The organism is uncultured Salinisphaera sp., from assembly GCF_964012375.1.
GTDB lineage: Bacteria > Pseudomonadota > Gammaproteobacteria > Nevskiales > Salinisphaeraceae > Salinisphaera.
Genome location: NZ_CAXGSH010000097.1, coordinates 1 through 14,210, shown reverse-complemented (window position 1 = coordinate 14,210; position 14,210 = coordinate 1). Strand labels below are relative to the sequence as shown.

The window sequence follows — 14,210 nt, the reverse complement described above, 5'->3', positions numbered from 1 at the left end:
GCCTACGTCGGTTCGCGCCGCCCATGGGGTTCGAGGAAGCCCCGGCATCGCAAAGCCCCGCCACCACGACCGCGGCTGCCCGGTAGCCGCGGCCGAACGAGGAGGTGGCCATTATGCTCCGTCCATCCGCTGGATCGTCACCCGCCGTGACCGTCTACACGGTCCCGAACTGTCCTGACTGTCACGCTCTGAAAACGTGGTTTGCAGAGCGTGACATCGCGTATGCCGAGCGTAACCTAAGCCGTGCTAACGTGGAGTCACGCGGGCGCTGTCCGAGACGCAAGACCTCGCGGGCGGCGTACCGGCTTGGTAACGGATGTCCATCGCCCAGGGTTCGGCCGATCTCGACGGTTAGAAAGCCTATGTCGCCGGGCAGCCCGCCATGGATGATGCTGGCGCAGGGCCTGCTGAGCCGACATGGTTTGGGGCCAACAAACTGCACACTGACGTGTTTCCCACCGCGGAAACTGGTCAGCTGTCGAAGCCTGACCGGACGAGCCATATCCGAGATAGGAGGCGATCATGAACATAGGACAAGCCGCCGAAGCATCCGGACTATCCGCGAAGATGATCCGCTACTACGAGCGGGTGGACCTGATCCCGCCCGTGGCCCGTACCGAATCTGGCTATCGCGTCTATGCCGATGGCGACATCCAGACCCTGAAGTTTATCCAGCGGGCGCGAGGCCTGGGTTTTTCCGTCAAGCAGATGCACGGGCTAGTATCGCTCTGGCGGGACCGTAGTCGCAGCAGCGCCAACGTCAAGGCTGTGGCCCTAGAGCACATTACGGAACTCGAAAACAAGATCGAAGCGCTGAATTCTATGCGGGAGACGTTGCAGCATCTCGCTGAACATTGCCGCGGCGATCATCGGCCGGATTGTCCCATCATTGAAGGTCTATCTGAGGGGCAACAGCCGCCAGATTCGCCGAAGAGATCAAGTCGCCGACGCGCGCGCGCTAACACCAGTGTAACGGGCACCAATCCGAGCGTTTGACGACACCGTCATAGCCGGGGTTGCGCCTTCAACTCGGCACTGTATTTCTTGCGTTGATGATCGATCATGGCCCGCCGCGCTTCGGGTCGAAGCGCGCGAGCCCACGCTCCAAAAAACGTTCTCCATCGACAGTTCGCCGATTTTGGCATGCAGCGCGTCGATCTGCGCTTGGCTATCCGAACTCGTTGACCCCTTGTCGAACGTCTCGGTTGCCCTTCGAGCAGCTGGCGCTTCCACTGTGTGATCTGGTTCGGATGGACATCGAATTCCTGAGCCAGTTCGGCGAGCGTGCGATCGCCCTAAACGGCGGCCAGCGCTACCTTGGCCTTGAAGATCGATGAGTGATTGCGGCGTTTGCGTCGCATAAATACTCCTTGGCCGTGTTCGGCCATTGTGGGGCAGATCATCACTTAACGCTCTGTCCGAATTCCGGGGTCCAGCTCAGTTGGCGGGTGCTTGTGCTGCACGTGAATGGCGATGGTTGGGGGTGGTCGGAGCCATTAAGTGTCCCGTTAGCTGGTGTTTGCTAGTTCAATTTTCTCCGCCTGCAAATGTTAAAAGTGCATGATGTAGTTGAATCGGCTTAGAAGGTATTGGGCGTCGATGTCGACTTATCCAACTCTTTGCCTCGACACTCATATCCGCCGATACTAGCGAGTCCGTTTTTCTGCTTTTACGAGATAAGTATGCGTTGATGCCGTCCGCCGACTCGTCTGCGGTGCCGGCGAGGACGTAGCCGACCATAAAACCGATTGCGTGGTTAATTGCGTATTTGCCAGTCGCAAATCTGTCCATACCTTCGACAACGTACTGTCTACACAAGTCTGTATCCGACGCGGCTATACGCTTGCATTCGATAATCGCATGCGGGTCATGCTCTTCAGTCCTTAAAAAAACCTCAATCAGCATAAGCGGTATATCGGTACGACCGTCGGGTATGCGTACCTGTTTACTGGACCGAGACTCTGTTCCAGGTAATACGATTAAAGTCTTTCGCCAAGGATACTTCTGGGACTTCAGTGCGCTGCGCATGCCATCACGCAAGCGTTCGGTCATTAGTACTTCGCCGGCTAGCGGGCTGACATCGCTGAACGCTTGAGCCCTTCGCCATCCTGCAGCTAGTGTAAGTAATATTGCTGAAGCGATTTCCGGCGCGAGTTCAATAGGCTCCTTACCTAAGGGAGCCGGGGCTTCGTATGGAATCCTCAAGCGCGCGCCCCCTTAATGCTTTCCGCGACCACCGCATCGGCATCCTCCAATGCAGAAATGCCCATCCAATAGCGGCGGGCCGCGGGTTTGATAATAACGACTTCGTCGCGTCCATGGACCCGTAACTCTCGCTCGGCACTGAGCGCCGTAGCAATTTTCACTTTCATTCGCTCGCCAATCCGAGCAAGAACGCCACCCAGTTCTTCGAAAACAGGTAGGAATTCGATATTCGCGTCGCCACGGCGTTTTTCTAGAACAAAGCGCACAACCCGTAGCGGTGAACGTGACGGTAGATCAAAAATTTCGGCACGCATGTGGCGCTCATTTCGTGCGGATAGCCATCCATCCATGACGCCAAGAAAAACTTCGGTGTACCTACATACCTCTTCATGCACATTCGCCTGGCAAACTGAAAACTCCCGCCCGGCTCGCCATTGCCAGCTTGCACGAAACAAACCATCACGGATCACTACGCGGTCGGCCTCGTCGAGGTCGTAGAGCTCAAAAACGGCTTCGTCGAGAGCTGTGAAGTCTTCGAGTGTCGCGGTCCTACGCTGCAACGTCCTCTCGATTTTCAGCAGTCGTTTGCCCGCATCTGAATCGCATGCGGGCGCTAATTCTGGAACAGGTAAGAGCGCGATATCGTTTTGCAGCAAACGTCTTTTCCAAATACCGAACTCCGAACCAGCCATCAGGAAAAACCAAGCCGCAAACGATGAACTCAAAATAGTAGCCAGCAAATGCGCTGACTGACGGGCGGCAGCAGGTAGTCTGGCGCCAAAATACGCATTAGTGAATACTAAATCACGATCTGCTACAGCTACTAAGGGCCGAGCTCCTGCGCTGAGCGTTTCTTTAACAATCAGAATGGGGGCCCGGTAAATGTCACGTGACCGCGGCCGTTCGGCTTTGGACAGATTGAACAATGGCAGGTCATCCGGTATATGAAAAGGTTTAATGTTTTGGGTTTGAAGTAGCCCTAAGCCTTTCAGTCGACTTGCATCCCGCGTTTGATTGACCTCTAGTCCGCGAATCAGACCAACATTCATTTCGGTATTCAATTTCGCGAATTGAGTACCTAAGTTCGCATAAGACGAAGTCAGTGAATCGACCAATGCGATATCTCGCCTGCGCCCGACTGAAGCTGCCTTCAATTTAATAGGCTGCGCTTCAATCTCACGCATCGAAAGTTGAATCACATCGCTTGGAGCCACCTCGAACGAATGCGTTCTGGAGCCGCTTGGCGTCCATGGAATTTGCACGACAGTGACACAATCCGGGCGCTGCTCCGGACGATGCCGTGCTAACAGCACAACCGCTGGCATAGTGGCGGTCGCAAAAAGCCATTCACAAAGACTTGAGAGATTGACGAGCGTAATGGGGGCAAGCGCCCGCATTACGTGCTGAGCTGCCGCTATGCCAGTGCCGCTTCGACTGAAAAATGGCATGGCACTGAGAATTACGCCAAACCGCGTGTTTTCATGTGAAAATTCCATCGCGCGGACAACGAAATCCAGGCCTTCGCCACGCGGTTGGGCGGGGATATTAGCTTTACGTGTCTTGCGTCGCGCTTCGGTCCCGATACGGCCCTTGAAACTCCAAGGTGGATTGCCAACAATAAGGTCGAACTGTTTCAGGCCGGCTGGCGAAGTCAGGATTGGTTTGCCGTGTTCGCTTTGTTCTACAGTCCGAGCGTCTCCAATTAGCAAAGTCCTGCCGATCAAAGGCTTGAATCTCAACGCAAGGGGAGGTTGTGGGTCCGGATCAAGTTCTAGAGCTGCTAGATAAAGGCTAAAGGCCGCTACGCGAACAGCGGCTTCGCTAAGATCAACGCCGTAAACCTGTTTGTAGAGTGTCGAACGGATTAGCGTGCGTGTTAACGGCCGACCATCGGCACGTAAGTAAACTAGGCGACGCAACGCTTCCACAAGAAAGACACCTGAACCACAGGTCAAATCAAGGACAGTCTCCCTACCTGTCAATCCATTCATCACCTCATCGAGGACGAGCGACACTACAGACAAACGAGTGTAATGAACACCGTTCTTTACAGCGTCTGTCGCACCGCTGGTTCTGGCACTTGGATCGGAATGGGCGAATTGTTCGTAGATGGAGCTGATGAGCTCGACTGGAATCACATCAAACTGATAGGGAAACAAACTCCGCTGACCACTTTCTGGGTCGACGGCTTCGAGGAATTCAGCAACGCGCACTAAGTGATGCTGTGCTGGCATTGTCGCCACGGACGACTGCGGGAACATGTCGCCGTTGAAAGTGTGCGCGAGCCAAGAAAAAAGCTGTCCCGTGGCTATGGGATCACGCAAAATAGACGGTAGGGAAGTATGCCCACACAACTTTTTTAAGCGCGGTACGCTAACAATTTCGCGGTCGATCAGATACTGAGTGAAAATAACGCGCCCAATGATAGCTTGAGCCGTGCCTTGTGCGAGATTGCTGGCAATTAGATTACGTTCGAGAAATAACAAATCCGACAAGAGTTTCTGATCAACACTGGATTTGCGATTGATCGTCGGTGCTTGAGCCCAGAATTGGCCTGTCTCAATGGCAAGTCGGCCAGCGAACGCGTCGAGCGCACACAACGATGCGTCGATATTCTCAAAGCTGCGAATTAAATGCCTCTGTGCATCTCCTTCCTCTACAGGCGCGCTGAAACCGTTATACAAGTCAACGCGCTCGGGAGAGATAACCCAGAGTAGCGGGGCGAATCCTTCGTTCCAAACCTCGCGTCGCCACTGACTTACTAAGTCGTCACTTGGCGGAGATTGCTCGAACTTGAAATAGACGGTGAGTGAAGAAGGGCTGCGCCACAGGGCATCGGGCATGAATACGCGACCACGGCGGAAATTTCGCGCATCTGCGCCGAGCTGCAATGCCGCTACCGGCTCGCCATCAGGGAAGTATCCAGTACCGGCCAAAACTTCTTCGAGAGTTGTAGCACTCAAGGCTTGCTCCGTACGGCTTGGAGCGCAAATGGCAACTCAGTCTGCTGGGCAGGAATTACGATAGGTAGTACTTGTTGCTGAATTTTCTTGGCGTGAGGCGCTAATGGGATCGCGATCGTTGGGGTTTTCGGTGTCCGGCTGGGGCTGGGATCGAATGAGTCTACGTCACTTAACGTCACTTCCGTCGGAGTAATGAAGGCAACCATGCCATTTATCGAACCAACACCCTGACTACCCAGCAACACGAACAGCGAATTTACTCCAGCGTTCATTTTAGCTATCTGAATACCAAACGAATTCACCAACTCGCTCGTAACCGCGAGCGCAACTAGATCGGTAAAGCTAAAGCGAGCTGCCTTTCCCGTCTTTGAAGATAGGTAAGGGATCGTCTTTCTCCAATGACGCATAGTTTCGGCTGATACGCCAGTGAGGGTGCGCATCTGATCTTGCGTAAATTGGATGGCAGTGACTTCTTTCATTCGCGTTGTTAGCAACGAGAAACCTCGTAAGTATTTCACCTATTGCGTGTTCCTGCAACCGCGGAAACCGAGCGCTACCCATGCTCGTAAACTTGCGACACCGTTCGTGATTACGCCTATAATCACGAATGTCTAAAAGCGTGAAATAGGGCGGTTGGCACGATGTTTGACACAGGGTTTTAGCGCCTGCGGAACACAATCGGAGCTGGTCGGTACCGATGCATTTGGCCGGCGAGTACGGGCGCAACCGGGCGTCGCTTGATCGTGTCCAGATTGCGGCGGTCAACGACCTCGAAGCAATAGCCGTCTGGCTGGCCGAGTTCGCCGATACGCCGGCGACGTTTCGCAGCTATCGCAAAGAGGCTGAGCGGCTCGTGCTGTGGTCAGCCCATCAGCGCCAGTGCGCGGTATCGGATCTCACGCGCGAAGACCTGCGCGCTTATCAAGCGTTTCTCGCGCAACCGACGCCGGCGGCGACGTGGTGCGGCGGCCGCGCGGCGCGAACCAGCGCCGACTGGCGACCGTTTCGTGGTCCGTTGCAACCCAACAGCCAGGCGCAGGCGCTCACAATCCTCAATGCCATGTTTTCCTATCTGGTGGCGGCGAGTTACTTGTCCGGCAATCCACTCGCGCTGGCCCGGGGAGATGCGCACCGGTTAAAAAAGAGCCGCTCATCGAAGACACAGGTGGAACGTTTCCTGGAGGCCGACTTATGGCGACACGTGTTGGCGTATATCGAGGCGATGCCGACGCGTACGACAACGCAGGCCGCGCGGCGGGCGCGTACCCGGTATATCTTTTCAATGCTTTACCTGCTGGGGGCCCGAGTTAGCGAGTTTGCCAACAGCACCATGGGCGCGTTCGAAGTGCGACGCGGTCACTGGTGGTGGCATGTCCGCGGCAAGGGTGGTGTTTCCGCACGAATTCCGGCGAATACAGATACGATGACGGCACTCGCACGCTATCGCGAATTCAACGGCTTGAGCGCGACGCCGGCGTTCGGCGAACAAACACCACTGGTATTGAACTTGAAAGGAGACCGCGGCATCAGCGCCGACATGGTGTATCGCGTTGTCAAAAAGACGTGCCGTAATGCAGCGTTGCGCTTGGCCCAGACCAACAGCGCACAAGCTGCGAAACTCGATCAGGCCACCACGCACTGGCTACGGCATACCGCCATTACTCATCAGGCGGACCGGGCGATCGAGCTGCGGTTTCTAAACAAGAGCGCGCGCCACGCAAAGCTCGAGACCACGGGCCTCTACCTGCACGCGGATGACGCCGACTGGTCGAAGGCGATGGAACGACATCGTCTATCGGATGCCGAGGATAGTTCATTCGATTGACCGCGCGGCTGCGCGAAATCGCAGCGTTACTGGTAGGCCACATGTATCGCGCTACCGAGCGACGATTACCAACATAACGTCCAGCGAAGTGCAGTCACGGCCGATGGAACAAAAATTGAGCAGTATTGCTACCAAATTCCGCACTTTTAGTTGTGTGAATTGAGCAACTTTAGTTGTCTGTCCAATTTCGCCTCAGAGACGACCACCACCCGCCGCATCCTTAGCAGCACCCCTCTACGCGCCATAATTCGGGTTATGGTGCATAGATTGCGATCGCGATCATATATGTGACGTATTACATCATGCCTAACGCAGTGGTATGACCAATGCTTAAAGACAGAGGCAGGCCCAGCCCACGAGCACGTTTGTGGTCGGCGCGGGGCCTAAAAAGCCAGAAAGATAAGATCAGGCTTTAGGGCGTGTTGCCGTTTCACATGGGTAGCCATAGGAGCACGCAGGCGATGGCGACCACGCCTTCGTAGTGTTTTTTCAGTTTATCGAAGCGGCAAGCCAGCGCTCGGTATTGTTTTAATCGAGCAAACGCGTTTTCTACGAGATGCCGATCACGATACGCGCCTCGGTCCAAATAATCGTTGCCCTGAACCGAGTTGCGCTTTCTCGGAATCACGCATTGACTGTCTTGGGCCTCGATCTGCTCTCGGATGCGCAAGCTGTCATATCCCTTATCTCCGACGATCGCCTGTGCATCCGTCAATTGGGCGATCAGTACCGGCGCCACGACGCTGTCATGGACCTGACCGCCGGTGATTCTGAACTCGACCGGTAAGCCATAGGCATCGACCGCCAGATGCAGCTTGGTCGTCAGACCCGCTCGGCTTTTGCCAATGGCTTGCGGGTCCGGACCGACCGCCCCCGCGCTGTGTTGATGGGCTTTGGCATAGGTGCCGTCGATAAATGCCCATTCCAGATCAGGGTCGGTGATCAGCGCGTTGGCAATCCGCCGCCACTTCCCGCTCTGAGACCAGGCGCGGAAGCGTTTGTAGACCGCGTTCCAAGCGCCAAAGACCTCGGGCAGGTCGCGCCAAGGGCAACCTGTACGCATTCGGTAGAGCATGCCTTCAACCGTCAGACGTAAATCCGATTTGTCGTAGATCGATTCGGCAAGCAAAATACGTTTGAGCTTGGACCAATGCTCATCTGTGAGTATTTGTCGGGCCATCGCAGGCTCGTCGTTGTGTTGCTGGTAACACCACAATACGAGCCTGCCTTTCCTACAATCAATAACTTAGCGCGAAACGGCAACACGCCCTAGTGAGAATATGGATTGGCGATGACAAGAACCGGACATCGACGCTGGTAACGCAGCGAACCGGCGTGGAACGTAGGCGGCTTCATTGGGACGCGGATGTGCCGTCGGCGCAAACAGAAGCCGGCAAGGCTACGAGCAATATAAAAGGGAGGAAAATCATGAAAGACGATCACAATACAACCGACTTGCAGCGCCGTGCGCTATTGCGTGGCGCGGGTTGGGGCGTGCTCGGCGCTGCAGCCATCGGGCTGGGACCGGGTCGCGCTTCGGCGGCCGTGTCGAGCCAGACCGGCGAAGCCATGCCGGCCTATATCGGCCCGCAGGCGAACCCGCACTGGAATTCGATCGGCCCCTACGTGGCTTATCCGCAGAAGCGCCCGCTGCTGCGGCTGACCGACCGGCCGGTGCAGATCGAGACCCCGCGTGCCTATTTCGACCGGGCGTTTACGCCCAACGACGCTATGTTCGTGCGTTATCACCTGCCGGGCGAACCCAATCATGTGGATCTCGCCAAATGGCGGCTGGAGATTTCCGGCCAGGTCGACAAGTCCATGTCGCTGTCGCTCGCGGATCTGCTCGGCCAATACGAGCCGCACGACGTGGCGGCCGTGCTGCAGTGCTCGGGCAACAGTCGCAGCTATTTCACGCCGCGCGTGGGCGGTGGCCAATGGGGCAACGGCGCCATGGCCAACGCCAAATGGACCGGTGTGCGTCTGCGCGATCTGTTGGACGCCGCCGGCATCACCGACAAAGCAGTACAGATCCAGTTCCAGGGGCTGGATTTCGGCAAGGGCCCGGCCGGCTACGGCTCGCATGCCTTTTTGAAGTCCTGGAATATCGATGATCCGGTGTTGGACAAGGCGATCGTGGCCTATGCCATGAACGACGCGCCGCTGCCCATGCTCAACGGCTTTCCGGTGCGCATGGTGTTTCCCGGCAAGTTCGCCACCTACTGGGTCAAGCACGTGACCTGGATCCGTGTGCTCGACCACGAGGACACCAATTTCTGGATGGCCAAGGCCTACAAGATTCCGGATACCGAAGATGGCGCGACCACGCCGGAGGCGGTGGCCAAGGGCGAGGTCAACATGGTGCCGATCGGCGTGGCTGAGCTGCCGGTGCGTTCGTTTATCGCCACACCCGACGGCGCCACCAAGGCCGTGGCCGGCCTGCCAGTGACCGCACGCGGCGTGGCGTTTTCCGGCACCGGGCCGGTCACCCAAGTGGAGTTTTCCACCGACGGCGGCAAGCACTGGCAGGCCGCCACACTCGGCACGGACCACGGCCCCTACAGCTTCCGCGAGTGGCATGCCGTATTCACGCCCGACAAGCCCGGCGAATACGAGCTCGCCGTGCGCGCGACCGACGCCGCCGGCCATGTGCAGCCGGATCACGGGTTGTGGAATCCCGGCGGTTATCTCTGGAACAAGATCGAAACCCAGACGCTGACCGTCGGACCGGCCGTTTAAACAAGGGGAGAAACATCATGATGACAAAACGCGATTTCTTCGCGGGCCTGGGACTGGCTGTAGCGCTGGTCGGGCTTGCCTCGGCCGCCTGGGCCTACGAATCCGATGAAGCCGGTGCCAATCTCAACGCGCCGGACTATGTCAGCGAGGGCCAGTACGAGACCGGCCGTCTTGGCGAGGTCGACCAGCCGCAGCCGCAAGGCTTCGATACCGGCTCCAGCTACGGCATCAACGGCGCCTGGCCAACCTATGTGCCGGCGCTCGCCGACGGGGCAGGCAAGCAGAAGGTCCAGGCCTACTGCTCGGTGTGCCACAACACCACCTATATCAGCATGCAGCCGCCGTTACCGAGTGAAAAATGGGCCGAAACGGTGCACAAAATGCTCAACACCTTCGGCGCCAAGCAATATATCCCGAGCGAGGCGGGGCCCGAGATCATCGATTATCTGCAGGCGCACTACACGCCGGAGACGATCGGCAACAACACCTATAGCGACGACACGCAAGGTGGTGATTCGGCCGGCGACTCCAAGCCCAATGGCGCCGACAAATCGAAGACAAATGCGGCAGATGCGGCCGTGGCCCCGGCTGACAGCGACTCGCAGGGCGCCAAGATCTACGCGCAGAACTGCGCGGCCTGCCACCAGGCCAACGGCGCCGGTATTCCGGGTGCCTTTCCGCCCCAGGCCGGACACACGCCCGCGCTGCTGGCGGCCGACGGCGGACGCGACTACCTGGCCCATGTGCTGCTGTTCGGGCTGAACGGGCGGATCACGATCGAGGGCAAGACCTACAACGGACAGATGCCGGCTTGGGGTGCTGCGCTCGACGATGCCGACATCGCGAAGGTGCTTAACTATGTGTTGACGGCCTGGGACAATAACGAGTCACTGCCGTCCGGATTCAAGGCTTATGACGCCGCCGAGATCGCCACGGCACGCAAGACAAAGCTCTCTGGAAAGGATGTACACAACGCGCGCAGCGAGCTTGGGTTGGATGGCGCCGGTAGCGCTGAATCGACAACGTCTCACAAGCAGGCGCCAAGCAAGCCTTCACAGGCGCAAGTCTCGCTTACCACGGCCGTGCCCGAGCCGGTGTACGCGACGTTGCAAAACAGCAGCGCGGTCCAGGGTTTGGGGACAGACAGGCGATGGTCGGATATAGGCAGCGCACATTACGATGCCATTGGCCCGAATGGCCGCGAGTTGCTGGTCGGCAATATAGATACCGGTGCGGTTTATCTTCTGGATACTGCGACTGGCCGTAAGCGAGTGACTTTCGACCTTGGTCAGCCGACTCAGGGCGTTAAAATTTCGCCTGACGGAACGCGTGGCCTCGCTATCGTTCCAGGCGCCGGGATCGCTGCGGTATTTGATCTCAAAGCCGGAAAGTTGATCAAAAAGATCAAGGTCGGAAAAACACCACACAATGCAAAATTCTCCGCCGATGGCTCGACGGCATACGTCACGTTACAAGGTGGCGGCGCGATTGCCACGATCGACATGGAGAGCCTGCAAAAGACCGGTGAGATACCGGTCGCCGGCATGGCTCAGCCGCATAATCTTGATTTGTCGGCCGACGGCAAGCGCCTTTGGGTACGCGACTTCATCGGGCATGTGGCGGTAGTCAACATCGCTAGTGCCGAAGTGCTGGCACGGATCGATATCGGCCCAAGCCACGGCGGTATCGATGTCGTGCCCGGTGGTCGTCTAGTGGCCACCGATGCTATCGGCGGCCGTAGCGTCGTTCTTATCAATGCCCAGACTTACGAAAAGGTTGCAACTATCGACGTCGGTCAAGGCCCACATGGCGTGCGCGCGAGCGCCGACGGACGTTGGCTTTATGTCGGCGTTACCGGCGAAAACAAGGTAGCGGTCATTGATCTTGCGAAACACAGTGTCGTGAGGGATATCGGGACCGACGGCGAGTTTCCATTTTGGCTCGCGGTTGCTGGCAATTCATGAAACGGCCAACCGATATTAGTTAATTGAGTCTGTATAGCGCGTGCGAAGGAAATGCCGGTATGTTCTTGAAGTACCGGCCTCGACGGTAGCTTAGTGGAAAACTTTGAAGTGCTCGGTGGTGGTAGCATCCTATTGGGGCCAACTCACGAAACGGAAAAAATCGTACGCTAAGCCTCGCGTCTGACGTTCTTCACGCAGGATCAAACATTTTTTTTTAACGCCGCCAGATTCAAAGCATAGAGCCCAAGTCCGAACCCACTGTCGGATAGGCGGGCACCATCGTTTTCAGATCCGAAACCTTCAGGCGTAGCTTGATCGCGAGCGCGAAAATATTGATCAGTTCTGCATACTCGGGACCAAACAAATGCGCGCCCAGGATTTCATCGCTCGTGTTGTCGACCACAATCTTGACCGCCGCATGTTGTTCGCCGATACGCAGGTTGGAAAACCAGCCGCTGGTATCGGTGAACTTAACGCGTACATCATGGCCTGCGTCCCTGGCCTCTGATTCAAGCATGCCCACGCGCCCCAGTGCCGGGATGGTGAACACCACACTGGGCACGCCGCGATAGTCCGGGGTTGTATGGTTGCCCTTGAGCATGTTGGAGGTGGCGACTTTACCCTCGAAAACAGCGACTGGCGTCAGCGGTGGGCCGATCGTATCGGCCGCGTCACCCGCGGCATAGACCGCCGGGTTGGAAACGCTTTGCAGATATTCGTTGACCACCACGCCGTGCCGCCCCGCATCGATGTCCGCCGCCGGTAGATCGAGCGCGTCGATGGCCGGCGCGCGACCGGCGCCATGCACGACTCGGCCCACGGTCCATTGCTTCACACTGCCATTCTGCTCGCCGACAACCACGAAGCCATCGGCGGTTTCCTCAATCGATTTCAGTGTCGTGGCGGGTTGGAAATCGATGCCTGCCGCGACACTACGTGCCACCAGTTGTTCCACCAGATCAGGGTCGAACGCTTTGAGGGGTTGGTCGCCGCGATCGATGATCGTGACCTGGCTGCCTGCCCGCACCGCCATATGCGCGAATTCGAAGGAAATATAGCCGCCGCCTACGAACAGCAGCTGTGCCGGTAGCGCTTCGAGCGCCATGAACTGGGCGTTGTCGATCAGGTACTCACCGCCGGGAATGTCGATGGGGCGTGGTATGGCGCCGGTCGCGACCAGGAAGTAGCGGCTTTGGAAGCGTGCACCCTCGATCTCGATTGTATTATCAGCCACGAACCGGGCGGGCCCATGAAGCGTCGTGATGCCGTTCTTCTCGAGCCCATTCTCGATGGTATCCGGCATCTTGTCGGTAAAACTACGCTTGTGTGCAACCAGATCGGACCAGTTTATTTTCAAGCCATGCGCTTCGATGCCTTTACCCTGCATCAATTGCGCGGCATCGATAATCTCCGCGCCACGTCGCAGAATCTTCTTGGGATCGCAGCCGCGCAAGGCGCAGGTGCCGCCGTAGGGCAATTCATCCACGACCGCCACGGACCAACCCGCGGCGGCGCATTTGTGGGCCGCGCTGACCGCCGCCATGCCGACGCCGATGACGATGAGATCGAATGATTGATTCATATTGCTGACCTTGTATAGGAAGACGGGGGGGGGAATGACTAAACGCGCATCTTGTCTAATCCGATGTCGTGCGGGCTCTTGAAAATTTTCGATGCCTGTCCACTACGACACTCAATGCAGTTACTTCCCCCCGTTGCCAACGAGTGTCGTGCTGGTCGCGACGTCATGCAACTGCTTCGGCAAGTATCACTACACGCCGGATGCCCGTGAAGATCCTAAGCCGGATGATCGCCTCATGATGGAACACGGCTTTACCGCTTATCCTCGGTGATCGTTGAAATAGCCCTGAGTACCTTGTTGTGCCATGGCCTCGGCGATGCGGCCGATGGCTTGCGTATAGGCCGCGGTCCGCAGCGTTATGTTGTTTCCCTCCATCCGGTCGAAACAGGCGCCGGCCTCGCGGGCCAGGCGTTCGGTGAGGCGCCGATTGACTTCGTCTTCGGACCAGGTATCACCCATGCGGTTCTGCACCCATTCCAGATGGCTGACGATCACACCGCCGGCATTGACCAATACATCCGGTAGCACCTCGACGCCGCGTTTGGCTAATTGAGCATCGGCCGCATTACTGACGGGCCCGTTGGCGATTTCCAGGATCGTGGCGGCGTTCACGGTCGCAGCATTTTGCTCGGTGACGGCGTCCTCCAGTGCAGCGAGTACCAGTACATCGACATCCATCGCCAGCAGCTCTTCGTTAGTCAGTTGCTCGAAGTCGGCTTCCTGACAGACCGATTCATCACAGTAAACCATGCCCTTGAGCTCCCGATTCTTGTGCTTATGGCGCCAGATCGGGTCTGGATTGAGTCCGTCAGCGGCGTGGATGGCGCCCTGAGAATCCGACAGCGCGACGATCCGATAGCCGCGCTCGCGTGCCAGCCGGGCGAAGTGATAACCGGCATTGCCGAAACCCTGGACCGCCACACGGAGTTCTT

9 protein-coding genes and 1 pseudogene are annotated in these 14,210 nt (G+C 57.3%); 4 read left to right on the top strand and 6 right to left on the bottom strand.

Annotated features, from left to right (window positions below):
• Nucleotides 1–522: 522 nt before the first annotated feature.
• Nucleotides 523–996: a Cu(I)-responsive transcriptional regulator gene (cueR, locus tag ABNU97_RS14780; RefSeq protein ID WP_348767450.1), complete on the top strand. Its 474-nt coding sequence runs from the start codon at nucleotides 523–525 to the stop codon at nucleotides 994–996.
• 224 nt (nucleotides 997–1,220) lie between these two features.
• On the opposite strand, the pseudogene ABNU97_RS14775 reads toward cueR, so the two are convergent.
• The 3 genes and pseudogenes from ABNU97_RS14775 to ABNU97_RS14765 all read right to left on the bottom strand — a co-directional run.
• Nucleotides 1,221–1,361 (bottom strand): annotated as a pseudogene (locus ABNU97_RS14775) (transposase); the annotation flags it as partial.
• A gap of 840 nt (nucleotides 1,362–2,201) precedes the next feature.
• Nucleotides 2,202–5,168, bottom strand: coding sequence for an N-6 DNA methylase (locus tag ABNU97_RS14770; RefSeq protein ID WP_348767449.1), 2,967 nt, complete (start codon nucleotides 5,166–5,168; stop codon nucleotides 2,202–2,204).
• Nucleotides 5,165–5,647 (bottom strand): hypothetical protein, encoded by a 483-nt coding sequence (locus ABNU97_RS14765; protein WP_006911897.1) that lies wholly within the window; start codon nucleotides 5,645–5,647, stop codon nucleotides 5,165–5,167. Before ABNU97_RS14765 ends, ABNU97_RS14770 begins: the two co-directional genes overlap by 4 nt.
• 218 nt (nucleotides 5,648–5,865) lie before the next feature.
• Here ABNU97_RS14765 and ABNU97_RS14760 point away from each other — a divergent pair, with 218 nt between their 5' ends.
• Complete coding sequence (locus tag ABNU97_RS14760; RefSeq protein WP_006911896.1) at nucleotides 5,866–6,993, top strand: tyrosine-type recombinase/integrase; 1,128 nt, start codon at nucleotides 5,866–5,868, stop codon at nucleotides 6,991–6,993.
• A gap of 430 nt (nucleotides 6,994–7,423) precedes the next feature.
• On the opposite strand, the gene ABNU97_RS14755 is transcribed toward ABNU97_RS14760, so the two are convergent.
• Nucleotides 7,424–8,173 (bottom strand): IS5 family transposase, encoded by a 750-nt coding sequence (locus ABNU97_RS14755; protein ID WP_293622743.1) that lies wholly within the window; start codon nucleotides 8,171–8,173, stop codon nucleotides 7,424–7,426.
• Between the two features lie 248 nt (nucleotides 8,174–8,421).
• On the opposite strand from ABNU97_RS14755, the gene ABNU97_RS14750 reads away from it, so the two are divergent.
• Both ABNU97_RS14750 and ABNU97_RS14745 read left to right on the top strand, forming a co-directional pair.
• Entirely contained in the window at nucleotides 8,422–9,732 is a 1,311-nt protein-coding gene (locus tag ABNU97_RS14750) for a molybdopterin-dependent oxidoreductase (protein ID WP_209064283.1), read from the top strand.
• A gap of 17 nt (nucleotides 9,733–9,749) precedes the next feature.
• Nucleotides 9,750–11,696, top strand: a complete 1,947-nt coding sequence (locus tag ABNU97_RS14745; protein ID WP_209064285.1) for a c-type cytochrome — start codon at nucleotides 9,750–9,752, stop codon at nucleotides 11,694–11,696.
• Nucleotides 11,697–11,925: 229 nt separating this feature from the next.
• On the opposite strand, the gene ABNU97_RS14740 is transcribed toward ABNU97_RS14745, so the two are convergent.
• Both ABNU97_RS14740 and ABNU97_RS14735 read right to left on the bottom strand, forming a co-directional pair.
• On the bottom strand, nucleotides 11,926–13,278 hold the full coding sequence (locus ABNU97_RS14740) for an NAD(P)/FAD-dependent oxidoreductase (RefSeq protein ID WP_348767448.1): 1,353 nt from the start codon (nucleotides 13,276–13,278) through the stop codon (nucleotides 11,926–11,928).
• Between the two features lie 258 nt (nucleotides 13,279–13,536).
• Nucleotides 13,537–14,210 (bottom strand): glutamate dehydrogenase (locus ABNU97_RS14735; protein WP_348767447.1); only part of this gene is annotated, 674 nt, incomplete at its 5' end.

Bases quoted from the DNA above. Each gene is read 5' to 3' on its own strand.
- ABNU97_RS14760 (WP_006911896.1), top strand. From the start codon at position 5,866: ATGCATTTGGCCGGCGAGTACGGGCGCAACCGGGCGTCGCTTGATCGT.
- cueR (WP_348767450.1), top strand. From the start codon at position 523: ATGAACATAGGACAAGCCGCCGAAGCATCCGGACTATCCGCGAAGATG.
- ABNU97_RS14765 (WP_006911897.1), bottom strand. From the start codon at position 5,647: ATGAAAGAAGTCACTGCCATCCAATTTACGCAAGATCAGATGCGCACC.
- ABNU97_RS14755 (WP_293622743.1), bottom strand. From the start codon at position 8,173: ATGGCCCGACAAATACTCACAGATGAGCATTGGTCCAAGCTCAAACGT.
- ABNU97_RS14745 (WP_209064285.1), top strand. From the start codon at position 9,750: ATGATGACAAAACGCGATTTCTTCGCGGGCCTGGGACTGGCTGTAGCG.
- ABNU97_RS14740 (WP_348767448.1), bottom strand. From the start codon at position 13,278: ATGAATCAATCATTCGATCTCATCGTCATCGGCGTCGGCATGGCGGCG.
- ABNU97_RS14750 (WP_209064283.1), top strand. From the start codon at position 8,422: ATGAAAGACGATCACAATACAACCGACTTGCAGCGCCGTGCGCTATTG.